Source organism: Halobellus rufus (assembly GCF_000739575.1).
Taxonomy (GTDB): Archaea; Halobacteriota; Halobacteria; order Halobacteriales; family Haloferacaceae; genus Haloquadratum; species Haloquadratum rufum.
Window position 1 is genome coordinate 1 of record NZ_BBJO01000011.1, and the last position, 17556, is coordinate 17556.

The following is a 17556-nucleotide window of genomic DNA, read 5'->3' on the forward strand; positions in this document are numbered from 1 at the left end:
CGAGAGGGGAACGTCGCGGAGCGCGCCGCCGACCTCGCTCTTGGCGATTCGGGACGCGTGCTCCTCGCTGTCGGCGTTGAAGACGTCGATTTCGAGCAGGAGCCCCACGAGCGCCGTGTTCGCCGCGATGAACGCGGAGTCGAACGGTTCGCCGCAGGCGGGACACGGCGTCGCGCCCACCTCGACCTCGACGTACTCTTTGTTCTGATCGTTGAGTCGCTTCCCCGCTTCGCTGACGGCGACGCCGATCGCGTCGTCGATGTCCTCGACGTCGCGGACCAGCCACGCCGCCTCCATCGCGACGAGATAGTTGCTCATACGAGCGAGACGTTCCACGGGGTTTCGTGTCTTGTGGTTCGTCCTCGCCCGTGCGAGCCGTTAGCATCGCGGACCGCGGCGTCGGTCCCTGTTTCTCTCGTACTCCTCGCGTACGGGACTTCGATAACGCGCATAAGTTATGCCGACGAAGTCGGCTGTTGACGCGGTCCCTACCGCGTGAGTCGACGATCGGTAAACTGTATTTGTCTCAACAACAAATCCCGTTTAATCGCACTACTGCGGAGGGGTGATCGTCGCCTCGCACAAGGAAAGTTTATATACCACCGCCGCTCCCGGTCGAGCAAGGCGATGATGACAGACCTGCACCGAAGCGCGGCGTTCCTGCTGTACCAGACCACGCTGCTCTTCGGGCTCCTCGCGATGCCGCTCGCGCTGTTCGCGCGACGACTCGGACTCACGCTGCCCGTCCGGCCGCTCATCGAGTCCGCAGAACAGACGTACGAACGGGCCGACGCACGCGGACGACACCGCTGAGGGACTGCCGACTCGTTTTCGATCGACCACAGCGTTCCTGTGAGCCACAGCTACGGCCGATAGCGCCCCCGCCTCTCCACCTCCGTGTCCGGTCGGGCCGACCAGTCCGAGTACGGGCAACAGCGGTGGGAAGGGTGGCATTTATCAGCGACGGGCGACTATCCCGGGTAATGCGTACTCCTATGAGCGATGATGCTTCGGGGCGTCTCGATCCGCTGAACGGCGAGCACTCCGGCGTGTTCTCCCCTGAACTCGGCGAGTTCTCCAACGCCGAGCAGCGCGCCGAGCAGATGGGCGACAAAGAGACCAAGACGGGTACGACGACCGTCGGCCTGAAGACGAGCGAGGGCGTCGTTCTCGCGACCGATATGCGCGCGAGTCTCGGCCGGATGGTCTCCTCGAAGAACGTCCAGAAGGTCGAGGAGATCCACCCGACCGGCGCGCTCACCATCGCCGGCTCGGTCTCGGCCGCCCAGTCGCTGATCAGTTCGATCCGCGCGGAGGTCCGCCTCTACGAGGCCCGCCGCGGCGAGGATATGAGTATGCAGGCGCTCTCGACGCTCCTCGGGAACTTCCTGCGGTCGGGCGCGTTCTTCATCGTCCAGCCGATCCTCGGTGGCGTCGACGAGGAGGGCCCGCACATCTACAGCATCGACCCCGCCGGGTCGATCCTCGAAGAGGAGTACACCGTCACCGGCTCGGGCAGCCAGTACGCCCTCGGTGTCCTCGAACAGGAGTACAACGACGAACTGTCGATCGACGAGGCGAAGACGGTCGCGGCCCGCGCGATCAAGAGCGCGGTCGAGCGCGACCTCGCCTCCGGTAACGGCATCAACGTCTGCGTCGTCACCGAAGACGGCGTCGAGATCTCCCAGCACAAGGACTTCGCGGACGTCCTGTAATCGGTCGGCTTCTAGTAACCCGGGGCTTCGCGTCCCCGCTCGACTTTTTCCTCTCGCGGTCACTCGGTATACGAGTGCCCAGCGTGCGGTTCACGCTGTGACGGGCGCGCGCCGGCGACTACAGCCAATCGGCGAATGAGCCGTCCAGCAGCGTCTCTCGCTGCTTTCGGACGTAGTCGCGCTGCATCTCGGCGACCGCGTCCGCGAAGCTCTCGCCGTCGGCGAGGTACTCGCGGACCCGCGCGACCTTCCAGTCGGCGGGCGTCGTCTCCGCGTCGACCCGAGCCCGTAGGGGGCTCACGTAGCGCTCGGCCTCCTCCTCCGAACAGCCGGCGGCCGTGAGTCCGTCGACGGCGTGGGCGAAGATGTCCTCGTAGACGGTGTCGACGTCGATGGTCTCTGCGCCGTCGTTGCAGACCCACCGCTGGCCGCTGTCGAGCCCCTCGCGCATCGCCGCGTAGAAGTTCTCCTGGGCCGTCGACCACGACTGGCTCGTCGCGGGGTGCTGCCGCCGCGGGAGGCTCTCCATCAGCCCCGCGAAGGTCGCCTGGAAGGCGATCGAGTCCCGGACCGTGGGCTGGGCGGCGATCGGGCGGAACTCGATGCGGGCGTTCGCCGACGAGCGCGACGCGCCGTCGAAGACCGGGCGGACCCAGCGCCAGTAGGTGCCGTGCTTCCGGCGGAGCGTCGCGAACTCGTCGTCGAATCGGTTCCCCTCCGGAACCGGCATCGGCACCATCGTCGCGTCGTCGACGACGCGGTCGACCGCCTGTTCGACGTGTTCGAGGTCCCCGGGGAACGTGACTTTCTCCGTCTCGCCCGCGTTGAGAACCGACTCGAAGACGAGGATCCGGTTCTCGGCGTAACCGTCCGCGAGGATCTCCTGTGCGCCGACGTCGTCGTAGAGGTCCGGCGGGAAGAACGGAGAGTTGACGCCGAGGGCGAGAAGCGGTCCGGCAACGCGGAGCGCGTAGTTGAAGTACGTCGGGAGGTCGGCGGCGTGGGCGACCTGGTAGTGCGGCTGGATGGAGGTGATGAGCGACTCGGGCATCACGGTGTCCGCGGACAGCGAGACGTTCGGCGCGTCGATGGTCATCTCCTCGGGCGCGGTCGGCCCGTTGGCCATCGCGTGGTACCGAACGGAGCCGCTCATGTTCGTCGCGATGCGGACGCCGTCGGCCTCGACGCTGTCGGTCAGGTACTCCCGAGCGGTCTCGCCCGCCGGCGGGATCGTCCACAGGCCGTCGCTGACGAGGCGGATTCCCTCGGCGCTGGTGCAGTCGAGCGCCGCGCCGAGTCGCGCGCGAACCTCCGACTCCTGTGCGCGCAGGCCGTCGGGGTTCAGCGGTTGCGGGCTGGTCGTCATCTCGGCGTTGTGCAGGCCGAGTTCCTTCTCGAATCCGATGAGATCGAGCAGCCGACGCGGCACGCGCATCAGCGCGAAGACGTCGGCGTCGTCGGAGGCGGCCCACCGGCCGTCGGCGACGGCGTAGAACTCGTACTCCAACCCGACGATCGACTGGTGGTTGTCGAACGTCCCCTCGCGGAGTTCGGCCTTCACCACCTCGGCGTCCGCGCGCGCCTGTGCTTCGAACTCCTCGACGTCGACGGCGAGCGCGTCGCGCACCGCGTCCGCCAGCTCATCGGTCATAGCCGTCCGTGCGGGATCCGGCGGCTTGAATCCCGTGCTTCGGACAGCGGCGACCGGCCGCCGTACCTTTATATCCGATCGGGCGGCCAGAGGCCGCGTGCGATAACAGCTATCCCGCGTTGTGCAGCGGTTGTCCGGCACGGCATCGCGGGAGCGGCGTCGACGACGTCGGCGAGGGCGTCGTCGCCACCGGTGTGCCGGCTGTCAGCCATCAGTTGCGAACGTGACGGTGTCCACGCGGAGTCGGCGGACTCTTGACGACCCGGTCGCTACACCCCGCCAATGGAGTTCGCGGAGTTCGCAGCGCGTGCGGAAGCGATCGCGGAGGAGCCCGGCGACCTGGCGACGACCGACCTCGTCGTCGATCTCCTCGGCGACGCCGACGGGGACCTGCCGACAGTCGTTCGCTTCCTGCAGGGCCGCGTGTACCCGGCGTGGGACGCGACGACGCTGGACGTCGGCCCCGCGCTCTTACACGAGGCGATCGCCCGCGCCGCGGGCCCGAACGTCGACGCCGACGACGTGGAGGCGAAGCTCGCGGAGGTCGGCGAGATCGGAGCCGTCGCGGGCAGTTACGACTTCGGCGGGCAGCGCGGACTCGGTGCGTTCACCGGGGGCGACGCCGAAAGCGAGGGTCTGACCGTCGCCGAGGTCGACGAGCGGCTCCGCGAGATCGCGACGATTACGGGCGAGGGCAGCGAGAGGCGGCGGCTCGACACGCTGTTCGGGCTGTTCAACAGCGCTTCGTCGACCGAGGCGACGTTCCTCGCGCGGCTCGTCCTCGGGGAGATGCGGATCGGCGTCGGCGAGGGAACCGTCCGCGACGCCGTCGCCGCGGCGTTCGTGGACGAAGATGACGACGCAGTCGCAGACGAGTCGAGCGGAGCCGATGACTCCGACGGCGCTGCAGACGCCGACGACGCTGCGGACGTCGACGACGGTGAGAATGCCGACGACACCGCGAATAGCCACGACGCAGACGACGCCGACGGCTCAGACAGCGTCGCGGCCGTCGAGCGGGCGCTGCAGGTCTCGAACGACTACGGGATGGTCGCGCGCGTCGCCCGCGAGGAGGGCCGCGCGGGCCTCGATTCGATCGGACTGGAGGTCGGACGGCCGGTGCAGGCGATGCTCGCGCAGGCGGGCAGCGCCACCGACGCGCTCGAGGAGTGGGGCGAGGCGATCGTCGAGACCAAGTTCGACGGCGCGCGGGTGCAGGTCCACTACGACGGCGAGTCGGTCTCGCTGTTCTCGCGGAACATGGACGACGTCACCGATCCGCTGCCGGAGGTCGTCGAGTTCGTCGAGCGCGAACTCGACGTCCCGGCCGTCCTCGACGGGGAGGTCGTCGCCGTCGACGGAGACGGCTCGCCGCTCCCGTTTCAGGAGGTGCTGCGCCGCTTCCGCCGCAAGTACGACGTCGAGCGGATGCGCGAGGAGGTGCGCGTGGAACTGCGCGCGTTCGACTGCCTGCACGTCGACGGCGAGGATCTTCTCGATGCGCCCCTGACGGCGCGACACGACCGACTCGACGCGCTGCTCGGCGACACCGACGCCGTCTCCGAGCCCGCCCGCTCCGACGACCCCGAGGAGATCGCGTCCGTCGAGGAGGCCGCGCTCGACGCCGGCCACGAGGGGATAATGCTGAAAGAGCCCGAATCGACCTACGCGCCGGCAAGCGGGGGCAGAACTGGCTGAAACGCAAGCCCGACGTCGAGACGCTCGACCTCGTCGTCACCGGCGCGGAGTGGGGCGAGGGCCGACGCGCGAACCTGCTGGGGACGTTTCTGCTCTCCGCGCGGGTCGATAGCGGGGGATCCGCAGCCGAGACAGCCCGCGACGGCGTGGACGCCGCGAGCGACGGCTACGCGACGATCGGGAAGGTCGCGACCGGGATCACCGACGAGGAACTCGAATCGCTGACCGAACAGCTCGAACCACACGTCGAGCGCGAGTCGGGGCAGACCGTCTCGATCGCGCCCGAGGTCGTCTTCGAGGTCGGGTACGAGGAGATCCAGCGCTCGCCGACGTACGAGTCCGGCTACGCGCTCCGGTTCCCGCGGTTCGTGACAGTCCGCGAGGACAAGACCGCGACCGACGCGGATAGCCTCGACCGCGTCGAACGATTGGTCGACTCCCAGTAGGACGCTGCGGAGAACAGCGGAACCTGCTCGCTACAGGACGCCCATCGCCGAGAGCCGCTCGGGGAGGTACGTCTCGGTGACGAAGTCGAGCCCGCGAGCGGCTAGCGCCTGCTGTTCGGCCTTCTTCTCGATGTCGAGTTGGAGTTCGATCTGCTCGGTCCAGTAGTCGGTCTCGAAGCGGGGGTCCTCCAGTTCCGATTCGAGGGCGTTGATGTCGGAGTCCGCCAGCGGGTCCGTCGGCAGGTCGTACTCCACGATGTCCTCCGGCTGGATTCCGACGAAGCGGGCCTCCGGCGTCGCGAGGTACTCCGAGAGGTGCGCGGACTTGATCGAGCCGTAGGCGACCGAGCCGTAGATCCGGTAAGACCACGGGTCGCCGTCTGTGAACACCACGACCGGCAGGTCCAGTTCGTCGTGCAGGCGTTTGGTGATCCGACGGGTCGCCCGGGCGGGCTGACCCTTCAGGTGGACGACGAGGCAGTTGTACTCGTCGTCGAAGCCGTTCTCGACCAGTCGGTCGCGCATCCCACCGGTCTCGACGCAGAGGACGAAGTCGACGTCGTGGTCCAGAAATTCGATCGTGTCGGGGTTGTTCGGGATCTGATAGCCACCCTCGCCGACGTCCTCCTGACAGTGGATGTCCCGTTCGCCGCGGCGGGTCTGCTCGCGGAGTTCCAGCGGCCCCATCAGCGTAGCGCCCGACTCCTCGGGGCGCATGTGGAAGTCCTCGCGGGTGACCTGCGAGACGATCTCGAGGTCCTCGATCAGCTGATTCGACTCGTCTTGGCTCTGGAACTGCGCTTCCTCGTTGTCCCACGACTCAGAGAGGTAGTACAGCTCACGCAGCGTCGAGGAGCGGTCCTCCTCCAGTTGGTTCACGAGGAACTCGATGGCGTAGGAGGCCTTCAGGAGCTTTCGCGCGCCGCGAACGCTGTTCGCAGAGCGGGTCGACGTGCGGTCGCCGTAGACCCACACCTTCGAGTCCTCGTCGAAGACGATGTTCGACTTCGTCCGCGTCGGGATGTTCATCTGCGGTACCTCTCCGGCCGCGAACTGGTCGTAGAACTCCGCGGCGAGATCGATGAGGCGCTCCTGTGCGAGTTCCTCGTCCTGTTTCGTGCTCATAGTTGGTTAGGCGTCGATGGTCAGTTTCTCCGCGTCCACGCCGTCGACGTCTATCTCGAAGTCGGCGTCAGCGGTGGTCGTGTACGTCAGCGTCACCGTCTCGCCCCCGCCGACCGACGGCTCCCACGTGATGAACCACTCGCCGTCGAGGTCGACGACGCTCGCGGCGTCCGGGAGGTCCGCGGGTTCGGCGGAGACGATTTCGGTGATCTTCGGCGTCTCGGTCCGGTCGGAGTGGTTCTCGACGACGAGCGTGACGCTGCCGTCGTCGACCTCGCGCTCGACGCTGACGTTGTTCATAATCCGCGCGAGCGCGCCGTCGATGTTGGGTCGGGGCCGACCCGTCACCTCCGAGAGCTTGTCGGCCATCTCGGGCAGGATCCGCCCGAGGACGTCCTGTTTCTTCCGGCGCTTCTGCATCGAGCGGCGCTTGTTCAGGTACGATTTGAGCTCGCGGGCGGCCTCTCGGACCGCGAGTTCGATCTCGTCTTCGATCGCGGGGATGTTCGCGATGGCGTCCTTGGACTCGCTCGTGAACGGCACGTTCGTCGAGGCGACGTGGATCATAATCACGGCGGGGCCGTTGGGCATCCCGGAGCCGCCGGGCTGGTCGAGCCCGTAGTTCCGCCAGCCGATGTTCTTGACGACGTCCGTCGTCGCGCACGCGCCCCGCTGGTAGACCAGCGGGACGCGGTTCGCAAAGCGGAGGAGATCGACGGTTCCGTCCTCCAGCTCGCCGCCGTAGGCGATCCCCGCCTCGACGATGAAGGGGTCGCCGCCGTGGACCTCCGCGTCGCGGGTCGACGCGGCGTAGAAGTCGGCGTCGAACTCCTTTTTCAGTCCGGCCTCGACGAGTTCGGCCGTGATCGGCGAGAGGCAGTTCGTCGGCGGCGCGAGGATGTCGGTCTCGCGCATCGCTTCCAAGAGCTGGGAGGCGATGTCGCGGTCCTCGGCGACTCGCTTCACCTTCGGCACGTCGTCGGGGACGGTACGCATCGCCGCCCAGAGCGCCTCGACGACGTTCTCGCGCGCGGTCTCACCGAAGGAGGTGTCGTCGGAGACCAGCCGGTCCGCCGACCGGTCGACGTACTCGACGATCGTCGCCCGCGTGGCGCGGTTCCGGGCGTCGCCCGCCTCGAATTTGTCAGCCAGCCGTTCTGCCAGTCCCGAGATGGTCGCGTCGTCCTTCCGGGTGCTCGTGGCGTCGTCGACGAGGCCGTAGAGGTCCGCGCTCAGCTCCGATTGCAGGACCGACCAGGCGGCGTCGACCGCGTTCTCCCTGACGGTGTCGCCGAAGTTCGCGTCGAACTCAGATTCGACGTCCTCGGCGACGGTGTCGACGATCTCTCGCAGTTCCGCGTGGGCGGTCCGCTCCCGCGAGGAGAGCGTGTTCGCGACCCGCTCGGCGAACGTCTCGGTCGCCGCAGCGCCCTTGTTCGCGACGGCGTCCGCGATTGCGGCTTCGAGATCGACTTCCGGACCTCGCGGCACCGACCAGCCCATCTCCCGGCCGAAGTGTCGGTCCCGGAAGCTGTCGATGACCTTCTCGCTGGTCTTCGCGCCGACGCGGGTGAACTCCTCCTGTAAGAAGCCCGAGACGGAGTAGGACTCCGTCGCGCCGAGCATCTTGATGAGCGTCCCCAATTCGACGCCGTGCGGATGCGGGCGGATCTCCTCGGTCTCGGCGGGCAGGTCCGCGCCCTCGACGCGCTCGTAGTGTCGCGGTTCGTCGAGGCCCGGTTCCGAGAGGACGAGCCGCGCGTGGGGGTTGACGACCGCGGTGTGTTTCACGTAGTCGTGGAGCTGCTGGCGCGCCCGCATGTTCGCCTCCATCTCCATTTCGATCCGCGTCCCGTGCGTCGGCGAGAGGTCGGATTCGCCGGGGGCGCGCTCCTCGTCGACCTGGATCTCCGGCTCGTTCGTGTCGGTGTCGATGATGAGCTCGAAGTACTGCGCGCGTTCGTCGCGCTGGGTCCGCGAGGTGATCTTCGCCGGTTTCCCGGACGTGAGCTGAGAGTAGAGCACGGCCGCCGAGATACCGATCCCCTGCTGTCCCCTGCTCTGCTCGCGGGCGTGGAAGCGCGAGCCGTAGAGGAGCTTCCCGAACACCTTCGGGATCTGCTCGCGCGTGATCCCCGGGCCGTTGTCCTCGACGATCAGGGTGTAGTAGTCGCCGGACTCGCGGATCTCGATGGAGATGTCGGGCTTGATCCCGGCCTCCTCCGTCGCGTCGAGGGCGTTGTCGACCGCCTCCTTGACGGCGGTGACGAGCCCCCGGGCTCCGGAGTCGAAGCCGAGCATGTGTTTGTTCTTCTCGAAGAACTCGGCGATGGAGATCGCGCGCTGGCCCTCCGCCAGCTCCTCGGCGATCCCGCCTCCCTCTTCCTCGCCGAGCGTCGACTGTATCGAGGTCATTCTGTGCGGACCACTTTCCGACGGACGGTTATGAAGGGTTCGGGAGTACGGTGAAAGTGAAGCGGTGAGAGCGGAGATCCTCGGCGGCTGTCGTCTGGAAACCGACGGTACGACCGCCGCGACACCGACTCGACGGTTCGTCGCTCGCGACCCCGCGCCCCGCCTTCCCGAGTCGAACCCGCTATTCGACGTCGATCGACTCGATCTCGATGTCCTTCAGCGGCGCGTCGTTGCGGTCGGTCGGCACGTTGCCGATCTCCTCGACGACGTCCATCCCCTCGACGACGTGCCCGAACACGGCGTGTTTGCCGTCGAGGTGCGGCTGTGCGCCGAGCGTGATGAAGAACTGCGAGCCGTTGGTGTTGGGCCCGCGGTTCGCCATCGAGAGCACGCCCGCGCCGTCGTGGTTGAGGTCCTCGTGGAACTCGTCGTCGAAGGTGTAGCCCGGGCCGCCGCGGCCGGTCCCCTCGGGGTCGCCGCCCTGGATCATGAAGTCGTCGATGATCCGGTGAAAGATCGTCCCCTCGTACAGCGAGTCCGTGCGGGTCTCGCCGGTCTCGGGGTCGCTCCACTCCTTCTCGCCGGTCGCGAGGCCGAGGAAGTTCTCGACCGTGCGCGGGGCGCGCTGCTCGAACAGTTCGAGCGTGATGTCGCCCTTGGTGGTGTGCAGCGTGACAACCGGGTTCTCGGGATTTTCGAGGTCTGCGTCGTCGACCATAGGAGCGAGAGGAGCGACGGATACAAAACGGTGTTCACTCACGCGACACCCGAGCAGAGACGAGCGACATGAGGCGGTCAACGGGTCGTGTCAGTCGGAGAGCGGTCCGTCGGGGACCGCGCTCACGTGCATCCCAACAAACAGCCACGCTGAGTCGCCGTCGTCACCAACGCGTCGCTTCAGTGTCCCGCTCCACCGACTATCGAAGTCGTACTCCCGACCGGAGTCGCTGTCTCGCCACGCCATCCTGACGTCGTCGGCGAACCACGCACAGTCGCCGCGCTCGACGACTCGGAGGGACGCACTCTCGACGCGCCAGTGTTCGGTCGTCTCGGTCTGTTCCCGAAGGCCCGTTTCGATCGCCTCGTACCCGGTCAACTTCTCGGTGATGCCGTATTTCACGACTGACGGGTCGCGTGCGAAGAACGGGTACAGTGGCTCGCCGTCTCGAAGGGCGGCGTAGTACTCGCGGATGCGATCCTCGGCGGACATCGTTCCGATTTGAACGTCCGCGGTGAAAACGTCTGTCGGCAGATCCCGGCGTATCGGTTCGGGACGGCGACGCCGGTCGCCCCAGTTAGAACGCCCGCAAGTCGTCGAGAACGGCTTCGGCCGCGCCCGATGCGATGCTCTCGCGGGCCATCTCCAGGCCCTCGTCGATCGTTTCGGCGTCCTCGCGGGCGTAGATCCGGAACGCGGCGTTGAGCGCGACGGCGTCCGCGAAGTGATCGTCGCGCTCGCCGGCGAGGATCTCCTCGGTCAGACGGGCGGAGTCGCCGGCGACGTCCTCGGGGTCGACCTCCAGATCCTCGTACTCGAAGTCCATCCCGTACTCGGGCGTCTCGATCTCGTAGTCGGTGAACTCGCCGTCGGTCCACTCGCCGACCTTCGTGTAGCCCGGTCGGATGTCGTCGTAGCCCTCCATCCCCTGGAACATCACGACGCGGTGGGGGCTCTGGCTCTCCATCTTCTCGAACGTGTCCGTGATCTTCTTCGCGAACGCGAGGTGGTAGAAGGAGCCGAGGTGGACGTCGGCCCTCGCGGGGTTGGCGATCGTCTCGACGGTGTTGACGAACGTGCGGACGCCCATCTGGTCGCGGCGCTCCCACAGCGCGTGGACGAGCGGGGCGAACTCCGGCTGGTAGTAGAAGCCGAATCCGGTCTCGTCGACCATCGCCGCGCTCTCGACGGGGGCGAGTTCGGTTCTGATCCCCAGTTCGTCGAGGACGTGCTTGTAGGCGTCCTGCTTCTGCGTCGGCACGCGGTCGCCCGAGTGGACGACGACGGGCGTGCCCGCGCCCGCGGCGACGATGCCCGCCGCCGCGCCGAGGATCGCGGTGTCGCCCTTGCCGTCGTAGTTCGCGCCGCAGTCGACGGGGTCGACGTCGGGCTCGGCGTAGACGACGTCCTCGGCGATGACGTCGGCGTAGGCGGCCAGTTCCTCGCTGTTGTTGTGCTTCCAGCGGTTCGCCAGCCAGAAGGCTCCGAGCGTCGTGTGGTCGGGTTCACCGGCGAGGATGCGCTCCATCGCCTCGGTCGCCTGCTCGCGCGTCATGTCCTCGGCGGACTTGACGCCCGTCCCGACGACTTCGGTCATCAGTCGTTTCAGCGGCCACTCCCCGAATTCGGCGGTCTCCGGCGCTTGCGCCATATGGTCACGGGTAGGGGTGGGACCGTCAAAAGTGGTCCGCTCGGTTCTCGATCGGCGGGAGGCTCGGCGGGAAGACGAGGCCGAAATACGTACGTTCGTCCGCGCCAACGTCGAGGTAATGAGCGCACTGGAGGACGACTGGCGGACCGACCTCGACGAGATCGACGCCGCCCTCGTCGACGAGTACCAGAGCGGCTTCCCCGTCGTCGAACGGCCGTTCCGCGTCGTCGGCGACGACCTCGGGATCAGTGAGGCGGAGGCGCTCGAACGGGTCCGTCGGCTCCGAGAGCGCGGGATCTTCCGCCGGTTCGGCGCGGTGCTGAACCCGCCCGTCATCGGTAGTTCGACGCTCGCGGCCGTCTCGGCCCCCGACGAACGGTTCGACGAGGTCGCGGAGATAATCAACGGCTACCGGCAGGTGAACCACAACTACCGCCGCGACCACGAGTGGAACATGTGGTTCGTCGTCACGGCGGCGTCGAGGGACAAACGGGACGCCATTCTCGCCGAGATCGAGGAGCGGACGGGACTGTCGGTCCTCGATCTCCCGATGCTCACCGACTACTACATCGACCTCGAGTTCCCCGTCGTCAACGACGACGCGTTCGCCCGCGAGAGCGTCGCGGCCACGGACGCGTCGGCGACGCGGATCTCCGAGGAGGCCGTCGGCGACCTGAGCGAGTTGGAGGCGAATCTGCTCGTGGAGATCCAAGACGGCTTCCCGCTGTCTGCGAGGCCGTACGCCGACGTCGCAGCGGCCATCGACGCGGACACCGCGGAAGTCATCGACGCCGTCGAGCGACTGCTCGCGGACGGCTGCATCAAGCGGATCGGCTGCGTCGTCAACCACGTCGTCACCGGCTTCGACGCGAACTGTATGGTCGTCTGGGACGTCCCCGACGACGAACTCGACGAGCGCGGCCAGTCCGCGGGCGAACTGCCCTACGTCACGCTGTGTTATCACCGTCCGCGCCGCCCCGAGCAGGACTGGGAGTACAACCTCTTCACGATGATCCACGGCCGCGAGAGCGACGCCGTCGACGCCAAGGTCGACGAACTCGCCGCCGAACACCTGCCGTTCGAGCACGAGCGGCTCTACTCGACGGAGACGCTGAAGCAGACCGGCGCGCGCTACGACGAACTCGTGAGCGCCGGGAGCGAGTGACTGCGGGGTCGCGCACCTCGGAGGCGAAGACTACGCCACCGCGTCGTCGTCGCCGAAGCGATAGCCCGAGTAGCGGAGCAGTTCCGCGGCGCGGTCGGACTTCGCCAGCAACACGTCGCGCTCGGCGGGGAGGTCGTCGTCGATGGCCGATTCGGGGACCGCGAGCGTTCCCGAGGGGACCTCGTCGTCGCCGAGCACCGGGATGTGGCCGTTGTCGAGTTTCATCACGAGCGGCGCGTCCGTACGGAAGAGCCCCTCGTCGCCGTAGAGGTGCTCGTTCACGCGCTCGTGGTCCGCCCGCTGGATCGCGGGAACGTCCCGGTCGGCCGGTTCGACGTAGAGCCGTCCCAGGTAGTAGCTCGTGGAGAACGTTTCGAACATCTGTGCGAGATGTTCTCACACACAGTCGGCAATAAGTCTTTCCGGCAAACTTCAAATGGAAGCGCAATCAGCGCGATCGCCGTGCGGGGTCGGGTCTGGCGGCGCTCGCACTCACTCCTCGCCGTGGGTCGCCGCGGTCATCGCCCAGACCGCGGTGAGGCCGAGCGCGGCCGCCGGGAGCAGCGGGAGGACGAGCAGAGAGACGATGTAGGGGATGCCGAGCGCGGAGAGGACGCCCGGCCGGACGTAGATGATTCCCGGGATCACGAGCGTACAGAGGACGAGCACGCCGACGAGGACCCACCCGCGCGCGCCGAAGCCGTCGGTCGTCGCGTCCGACGCCGAACCGCTGGACGCCTCCGACTCGGGTGCGTCCCCCGTGGCGGCCGCTCCGGTCTCCGAATCGAGGTCGCCCGGGCGGTGCACGTATCCGGCGTCGTCAGAGCTCACTGTCTGGGATTACGACCACTTTGCCAAAGCCCTCACGGTTCTCGATGATCTCGTGGGCGCGCGCGGTCTCGCTCATCGGCAGCGTCTCCCGTATGCGCGGCTCGAAGACGCCGTCCCAGACGAGTCCGAGCACTTCCTCGGCCTGCTCGGGCGTCGCCATCGTCGAGCCGATGACCTCCAACTGATCGAAGAAGATCCGGTTCAACGCGGCGTCGGGGTTCGGTCCCGTCGTCGCCCCGCAGGTGACGTATCGACCGCCCTTCCGGAGGCACTTCAGCGAGTCGCCGTACGTGGCTTCCCCGACGTGGTCGACGACGACGTCGACGCCGCGCCCGTCAGTCAGGTCGTAGACTGCGTCGACGAGGGGCGCCTCCTCGTAGTTGATCCCGTGGTCGGCCCCGCAGTCGGCAGCGTAGTCGAGCTTTTCGGCCGAGGACGCGGTCGCGTACACCTCACAGCCGGCGTAGTCGGCGATCTGCACCGCGGCGTGGCCGACGCCGCCCGATGCCCCCTGGACCAGCACCCGCTCGCCCGCCCGCACGTCGGCTCTGTGGATCAGCATCCGCCACGCCGTCTGGAAGACGAGCGAGACCGATCCGGCGACCTCCCAGGGGACGTGTTCCGGCACGGGAACGAGGTTCTCGGCGGGCACGGCAGCGTACTCCGAGTGGACGCCCCGGGAGTCCTCGCCGATGATCCCGAAGCCCGCGGCCAGCGTCGGATCGTCGCGACGCGGGAACTCGGACCCGCCGCCTTCCTCCTCGACGGTTCCCGCCAGCAGCGTCACGCGGTCGCCCGGCGACACGCGCGTCACGTCCGCGCCGACCTCGGTGACGACGCCGGCCATATCGCTCCCGGGAATGTGCGGGAACGGGAGGTCGAGTCCGGGGAGCCCCCGGCGCGTCCAGACGTCCAAGTGGTTCAACGCGCCGGCCTTCACGTCCACGAGCGCCTCGTCGCGACCGACGTCCGGATCGGGAAACTCGCCGTACTCGATGACGTCGCGTCCGCCGTGTTCCGCGAACTGAACGGCTTTCATACCACCTTCTCGTCTGGACCACACAAAAGCGCGGGGGGGACAGAACGCAGTCTGTCTCTGCGCCTCTCGCCCCGTCGTCCACGACCCGTTCCGTTGAAGTAGCTCAACCGTGTAGGACTCCGACAACGAATGAGCGAGGACTTCTACGACGTCCTCGGCGTCTCCCGAGACGCCAGCGAGGACGAGATCAAGCAGGCCTACCGGAAGAAGGCGGCCGAGTATCATCCCGACGTCTCCGAGGAGGCCGACGCCGAGGAGAAATTCAAGAAGGTCAAGAAGGCCAAGGAGGTCCTCACCGACGACGAGAAGCGCCAGATGTACGACCAACTGGGCCACGAGCGGTTCGAGCAGGCCGAAAAGCGCGGCGGCGTCGGTGGCGGCGGCGCGGGCGGCCGCGGCCAGGGCAACCCCTTCGGGGGGATGGGCGGAATGGGCGGCGGTCAGGGCAGCCCCTTCGACGACATCTTCAGCCAGTTCTTCGGCGGCGGTCAGGGCGGCGGCCGACAGCGAAACCGCCCCCGACAGGGCCAGAACATCCGCACGCAGGTCACGCTGGACCTCGAAGAGGTCTACGAGGGCGTCGAAAAGCAGTTCACGATCACTCGCCCGGAGGAGTGTTCGGAGTGCGACGGCCGCGGCCACCCCGCCGACGCCGACGTCAACACCTGCCCGGAGTGCAACGGCCAGGGACAGACGACGACCGTCCGCGACACGCCGCTCGGCCGCGTCCAGCAGACGCAGACGTGCCGTCGCTGCGAGGGGACCGGAGAGACCTACAGCGAGACGTGTTCGGTCTGCGGCGGCGACGGCATCACCCGCGAGGAGGCGACGCTGACCGTCGACATCCCCGCGGGCATCCGCAGCGGACAGACGCTCCGGATGGAACGGGAGGGCGCGCCCGGCGAGAACGGTGGCCCGAAGGGCGACCTGCTCATCGACGTCGAGGTCCGCGATCACGACGAGTTCACGCGTGACGGCGACGACCTCTACCACCAGCATCCCATCTCGTTCCCCAAGGCGGTCTTCGGCGCGACCGTCGAGATCCCGACCGTCGACGGCACGACGGAACTTGAGATCCCCGCCGGCACCCAGAGCGGCGAGGAGTTCCGGATCCGCAGCGAGGGGATGCCGCACCTCCGCGGTCGTGGCCACGGCGACCTCTACGTGCAGGTGCAGGTCGTCACGCCCGAGAGCCTCAACGAGGAGCAGAAGGAGGCGCTCGAAGCGTTCGCCGAGGCGGGCGGCGAGGAGGTCGACGTCACCGAGGGGTTCTTCGAGAAGATCAAGAACTCGCTCTAGCCACCCACCTTTTTACTGCGGAGGGGTCCTGTGGACCCCTCCGCGCGAAAACTTGGTGGGAAAAACACCCCGCGAGACTCGCGAACGCGAGCCTCGCGGTTCAACTTGCTTGTGTTCTCCGCCTCCGCACAGCCCCGCTCCGCTTCTGTGACCGCCCTCGCGTCTAGACCGGCGTAGATACCTCACCCCTCGTCGTCGACGACGTAGGAACCGAAGTCGTCGACCGTCCCGACCGGCGGCGCGCCGAAAGCGAGCCAGACGTGCGTCGCGTCGTCCGTGCGGTTCAGCAGATTCCGGACCGTGTCGGGATGGACGCGCACGACACTGCCTTGGGAGACGTCGTGTACGTCGCCCTCGATCGAGATCTGGCCGTCGGTCATCGCGACGAACACCTCCTCCTGCCCATCGTGAGTGTGCGGCGTCGTCACCTCGCCCGGCTCGACGATCACCTGATTCACCCTGACCTCGGTCGCGCCGAGGCGGTCCGTCAGTTTGCGCACGGCGGTCTCGCAGGTGTTGAACTGGTCTTTCGGCACGTCCTCGGGATCGACGACGCTGAACTCCGCCATAACCGAAGCAGGCGGACGACCCGTGTTAATTGTTCGCTCACCGGACACCGCACGGAACACGTCACACCGACCCACACTTTCACGTACCGTTCGGACGTACCGACACGCGATGTCGTACACGAAAGCCAGCGTTGCCGAAGGCGACGAGAAGGCCCCCGGAATGCACTTTATGCGCGAGGCGCTCGACTGCGAGAACCTCGGTTTCACCGTCCTCGACGCCGAGGCGGGCTGGTCGGGGATGGAGCACGACCACGCCGGCGACGACCACGAGGAGGTGTACTACCTCGTCGAGGGCACCGCGACGATCGAAGTCGACGGCAACGAGGTCCCGATGGACGCCGGGGAGGCCGTCCGCGTGGCTCCCGATGCGACCCGGACGCTCAGCGCCTCCGAGTCCAGCACCTTCGTCGTCGTCGGCGCTCCCTGACACTGATTACTAGAGGGTCCCGCGCGGAGCCGACGGCGTTTTTTCGCGTCGCCGCCCACTGGACTGTATGACCGCCGACCCCGACGCAGACCAAGCGCCCGGTTCCGGTTCAGCGCCCGCGTCCGATTCAGCGTCCGATCCGTCCGCGGAGTTTCCCCCGGCGTGTCGCGATCCGGAGGTCGTCGCGGCCCTCGTCGACCGCGACCGACGAACCTCCGGGACCGCACTGCGCGCGGACGGTCCCGGTCGCTCCTACAGCTACCGCGAGTTCGTCACGACCTCGTACAAGGCCGGCAACGTCCTCCGGTACCTCGGCGTCCGCCCGGGCGACGAGGTGCTCGTCGTTCCGAGGGGGCTTCCGGAACCGGTACTCGCGTTCTTCGGCGCGGCGCAGTTGGGCGCGGTGACCCGCTTCGCCGACGACGTCGACGGGTCCCCGCCGCGCGTCGTCGTCGCGCCCGCCGCGCGCGAAGGCGACTTCGACCTCCCGCCGGGCCACCGCCTCGCCGTCTACGGCGACCGACCCGAGTCGGCCACGACCACTCACTGGGAGAGCGAGGTGTGGAGCGAGAACCCCGCCGTCCACCCCGTCGACGTCGAGGGCTCGGATCCGCTGCTCGCGACCGGAGACGAGACGGTCACGCACGCCGGAGCGCTCGCTGCGGCGTCAGACGTCGCTGATGACGGGGATCTCAGACCGGGCATCGAGTCCGTCGTCGACGGCCCGCTCACCGACGCCGACGTCGCCGTCTCGGGACTGCTCGCGCCGATCCTCGCGGGCGGAACGATCGTCTTTCCCGACTGACC

Annotated in this window: 17 protein-coding genes and 1 pseudogene; 7 read left to right on the plus strand and 11 right to left on the minus strand. The window is 67.7% G+C overall.

Going from position 1 to position 17556, the window contains the following annotated elements; translation table 11 throughout:
* Positions 1–318 (minus strand): DUF555 domain-containing protein (locus ACP99_RS05760; protein WP_049985738.1); only part of this gene is annotated, 318 nt, incomplete at its 3' end.
* Between the two features lie 312 nt (positions 319–630).
* Between ACP99_RS05760 and ACP99_RS05765 the strand changes: the two genes are divergently transcribed.
* Together ACP99_RS05765 and psmB are read left to right on the plus strand one after the other, a co-directional pair.
* Positions 631–813, plus strand: a complete 183-nt coding sequence (locus ACP99_RS05765; RefSeq protein WP_231554222.1) for a hypothetical protein — start codon at positions 631–633, stop codon at positions 811–813.
* Positions 814–983: 170 nt separating this feature from the next.
* Positions 984–1715 carry an archaeal proteasome endopeptidase complex subunit beta gene (gene psmB, locus ACP99_RS05770; protein ID WP_049985684.1) on the plus strand — a complete coding sequence of 244 codons (732 nt, stop codon included), beginning with the start codon at positions 984–986 and terminating at the stop codon, positions 1713–1715.
* A 118-nt stretch (positions 1716–1833) separates the two neighbouring features.
* On the opposite strand, the gene ACP99_RS05775 is transcribed toward psmB, so the two are convergent.
* Entirely contained in the window at positions 1834–3366 is a 1533-nt protein-coding gene (locus ACP99_RS05775) for a hypothetical protein (RefSeq protein WP_049985685.1), read from the minus strand.
* Positions 3367–3648: 282 nt separating this feature from the next.
* Between ACP99_RS05775 and ligA the strand changes: the two are divergent.
* A pseudogene (gene ligA, locus ACP99_RS05780) lies at positions 3649–5510 on the plus strand (ATP-dependent DNA ligase LigA).
* A 30-nt stretch (positions 5511–5540) separates the two neighbouring features.
* Here ligA and ACP99_RS05785 read toward each other — a convergent pair.
* The 5 genes from ACP99_RS05785 to ACP99_RS05805 all read right to left on the minus strand — a co-directional run bounded on the left by ACP99_RS05785 (position 5541) and on the right by ACP99_RS05805 (position 11419).
* A complete protein-coding gene (locus ACP99_RS05785) occupies positions 5541–6635 on the minus strand; it encodes a DNA topoisomerase IV subunit A (RefSeq protein ID WP_049985686.1) in 1095 nt (364 codons plus the stop codon).
* 6 nt (positions 6636–6641) lie between these two features.
* A complete protein-coding gene (locus tag ACP99_RS05790) occupies positions 6642–9050 on the minus strand; it encodes a DNA topoisomerase VI subunit B (RefSeq protein WP_049985687.1) in 2409 nt (802 codons plus the stop codon).
* Between the two features lie 181 nt (positions 9051–9231).
* Entirely contained in the window at positions 9232–9768 is a 537-nt protein-coding gene (locus tag ACP99_RS05795) for a peptidylprolyl isomerase (RefSeq protein ID WP_049985688.1), read from the minus strand.
* A gap of 90 nt (positions 9769–9858) precedes the next feature.
* Complete coding sequence (locus ACP99_RS05800; protein ID WP_049985689.1) at positions 9859–10260, minus strand: nuclear transport factor 2 family protein; 402 nt, start codon at positions 10258–10260, stop codon at positions 9859–9861.
* Between the two features lie 85 nt (positions 10261–10345).
* Positions 10346–11419: an anthranilate phosphoribosyltransferase gene (locus tag ACP99_RS05805; protein ID WP_049985690.1), complete on the minus strand. Its 1074-nt coding sequence runs from the start codon at positions 11417–11419 to the stop codon at positions 10346–10348.
* A 118-nt stretch (positions 11420–11537) separates the two neighbouring features.
* On the opposite strand from ACP99_RS05805, the gene ahbB reads away from it, so the two are divergent.
* Positions 11538–12584: a siroheme decarboxylase subunit beta gene (gene ahbB / locus ACP99_RS05810; RefSeq protein WP_049985739.1), complete on the plus strand. Its 1047-nt coding sequence runs from the start codon at positions 11538–11540 to the stop codon at positions 12582–12584.
* Positions 12585–12614: 30 nt separating this feature from the next.
* Here the strand turns inward: ahbB and ACP99_RS05815 are convergent, their stop codons facing one another.
* From ACP99_RS05815 to ACP99_RS05825, 3 genes are all read right to left on the minus strand, one after another.
* Positions 12615–12965 (minus strand): DUF5802 family protein, encoded by a 351-nt coding sequence (locus ACP99_RS05815; RefSeq protein WP_049985691.1) that lies wholly within the window; start codon positions 12963–12965, stop codon positions 12615–12617.
* A 111-nt stretch (positions 12966–13076) separates the two neighbouring features.
* Entirely contained in the window at positions 13077–13415 is a 339-nt protein-coding gene (locus ACP99_RS05820) for a hypothetical protein (protein ID WP_049985692.1), read from the minus strand.
* A complete protein-coding gene (locus ACP99_RS05825) occupies positions 13405–14454 on the minus strand; it encodes a zinc-binding dehydrogenase (RefSeq protein ID WP_049985693.1) in 1050 nt (349 codons plus the stop codon). The genes ACP99_RS05820 and ACP99_RS05825 overlap by 11 nt, the downstream gene beginning before the upstream one ends.
* 129 nt (positions 14455–14583) lie before the next feature.
* Here ACP99_RS05825 and dnaJ point away from each other — a divergent pair, with 129 nt between their 5' ends.
* Positions 14584–15753 (plus strand): molecular chaperone DnaJ, encoded by a 1170-nt coding sequence (gene dnaJ / locus ACP99_RS05830; protein ID WP_049985694.1) that lies wholly within the window; start codon positions 14584–14586, stop codon positions 15751–15753.
* A 182-nt stretch (positions 15754–15935) separates the two neighbouring features.
* On the opposite strand, the gene ACP99_RS05835 is transcribed toward dnaJ, so the two are convergent.
* Complete coding sequence (locus ACP99_RS05835; RefSeq protein WP_049985695.1) at positions 15936–16322, minus strand: cupin domain-containing protein; 387 nt, start codon at positions 16320–16322, stop codon at positions 15936–15938.
* Between the two features lie 109 nt (positions 16323–16431).
* Between ACP99_RS05835 and ACP99_RS05840 the strand changes: the two genes are divergently transcribed.
* Both ACP99_RS05840 and ACP99_RS05845 read left to right on the plus strand, forming a co-directional pair.
* Positions 16432–16749, plus strand: coding sequence for a cupin domain-containing protein (locus ACP99_RS05840; RefSeq protein WP_049985696.1), 318 nt, complete (start codon positions 16432–16434; stop codon positions 16747–16749).
* A 67-nt stretch (positions 16750–16816) separates the two neighbouring features.
* Entirely contained in the window at positions 16817–17554 is a 738-nt protein-coding gene (locus ACP99_RS05845) for an AMP-binding protein (RefSeq protein WP_049985697.1), read from the plus strand.
* Positions 17555–17556 lie beyond the last annotated feature (2 nt).

Coding starts and splice junctions, on each gene's coding strand:
- ACP99_RS05765 (WP_231554222.1), top strand. CDS start 631: ATGACAGACCTGCACCGAAGCGCGGCGTTCCTGCTGTACCAGACCACG.
- psmB (WP_049985684.1), top strand. CDS start 984: ATGCGTACTCCTATGAGCGATGATGCTTCGGGGCGTCTCGATCCGCTG.
- ACP99_RS05775 (WP_049985685.1), bottom strand. CDS start 3,366: ATGACCGATGAGCTGGCGGACGCGGTGCGCGACGCGCTCGCCGTCGAC.
- ACP99_RS05785 (WP_049985686.1), bottom strand. CDS start 6,635: ATGAGCACGAAACAGGACGAGGAACTCGCACAGGAGCGCCTCATCGAT.
- ACP99_RS05790 (WP_049985687.1), bottom strand. CDS start 9,050: ATGACCTCGATACAGTCGACGCTCGGCGAGGAAGAGGGAGGCGGGATC.
- ACP99_RS05795 (WP_049985688.1), bottom strand. CDS start 9,768: ATGGTCGACGACGCAGACCTCGAAAATCCCGAGAACCCGGTTGTCACG.
- ACP99_RS05800 (WP_049985689.1), bottom strand. CDS start 10,260: ATGTCCGCCGAGGATCGCATCCGCGAGTACTACGCCGCCCTTCGAGAC.
- ACP99_RS05805 (WP_049985690.1), bottom strand. CDS start 11,419: ATGGCGCAAGCGCCGGAGACCGCCGAATTCGGGGAGTGGCCGCTGAAA.
- ahbB (WP_049985739.1), top strand. CDS start 11,538: ATGAGCGCACTGGAGGACGACTGGCGGACCGACCTCGACGAGATCGAC.
- ACP99_RS05815 (WP_049985691.1), bottom strand. CDS start 12,965: ATGTTCGAAACGTTCTCCACGAGCTACTACCTGGGACGGCTCTACGTC.
- ACP99_RS05825 (WP_049985693.1), bottom strand. CDS start 14,454: ATGAAAGCCGTTCAGTTCGCGGAACACGGCGGACGCGACGTCATCGAG.
- dnaJ (WP_049985694.1), top strand. CDS start 14,584: ATGAGCGAGGACTTCTACGACGTCCTCGGCGTCTCCCGAGACGCCAGC.
- ACP99_RS05835 (WP_049985695.1), bottom strand. CDS start 16,322: ATGGCGGAGTTCAGCGTCGTCGATCCCGAGGACGTGCCGAAAGACCAG.
- ACP99_RS05840 (WP_049985696.1), top strand. CDS start 16,432: ATGTCGTACACGAAAGCCAGCGTTGCCGAAGGCGACGAGAAGGCCCCC.
- ACP99_RS05845 (WP_049985697.1), top strand. CDS start 16,817: ATGACCGCCGACCCCGACGCAGACCAAGCGCCCGGTTCCGGTTCAGCG.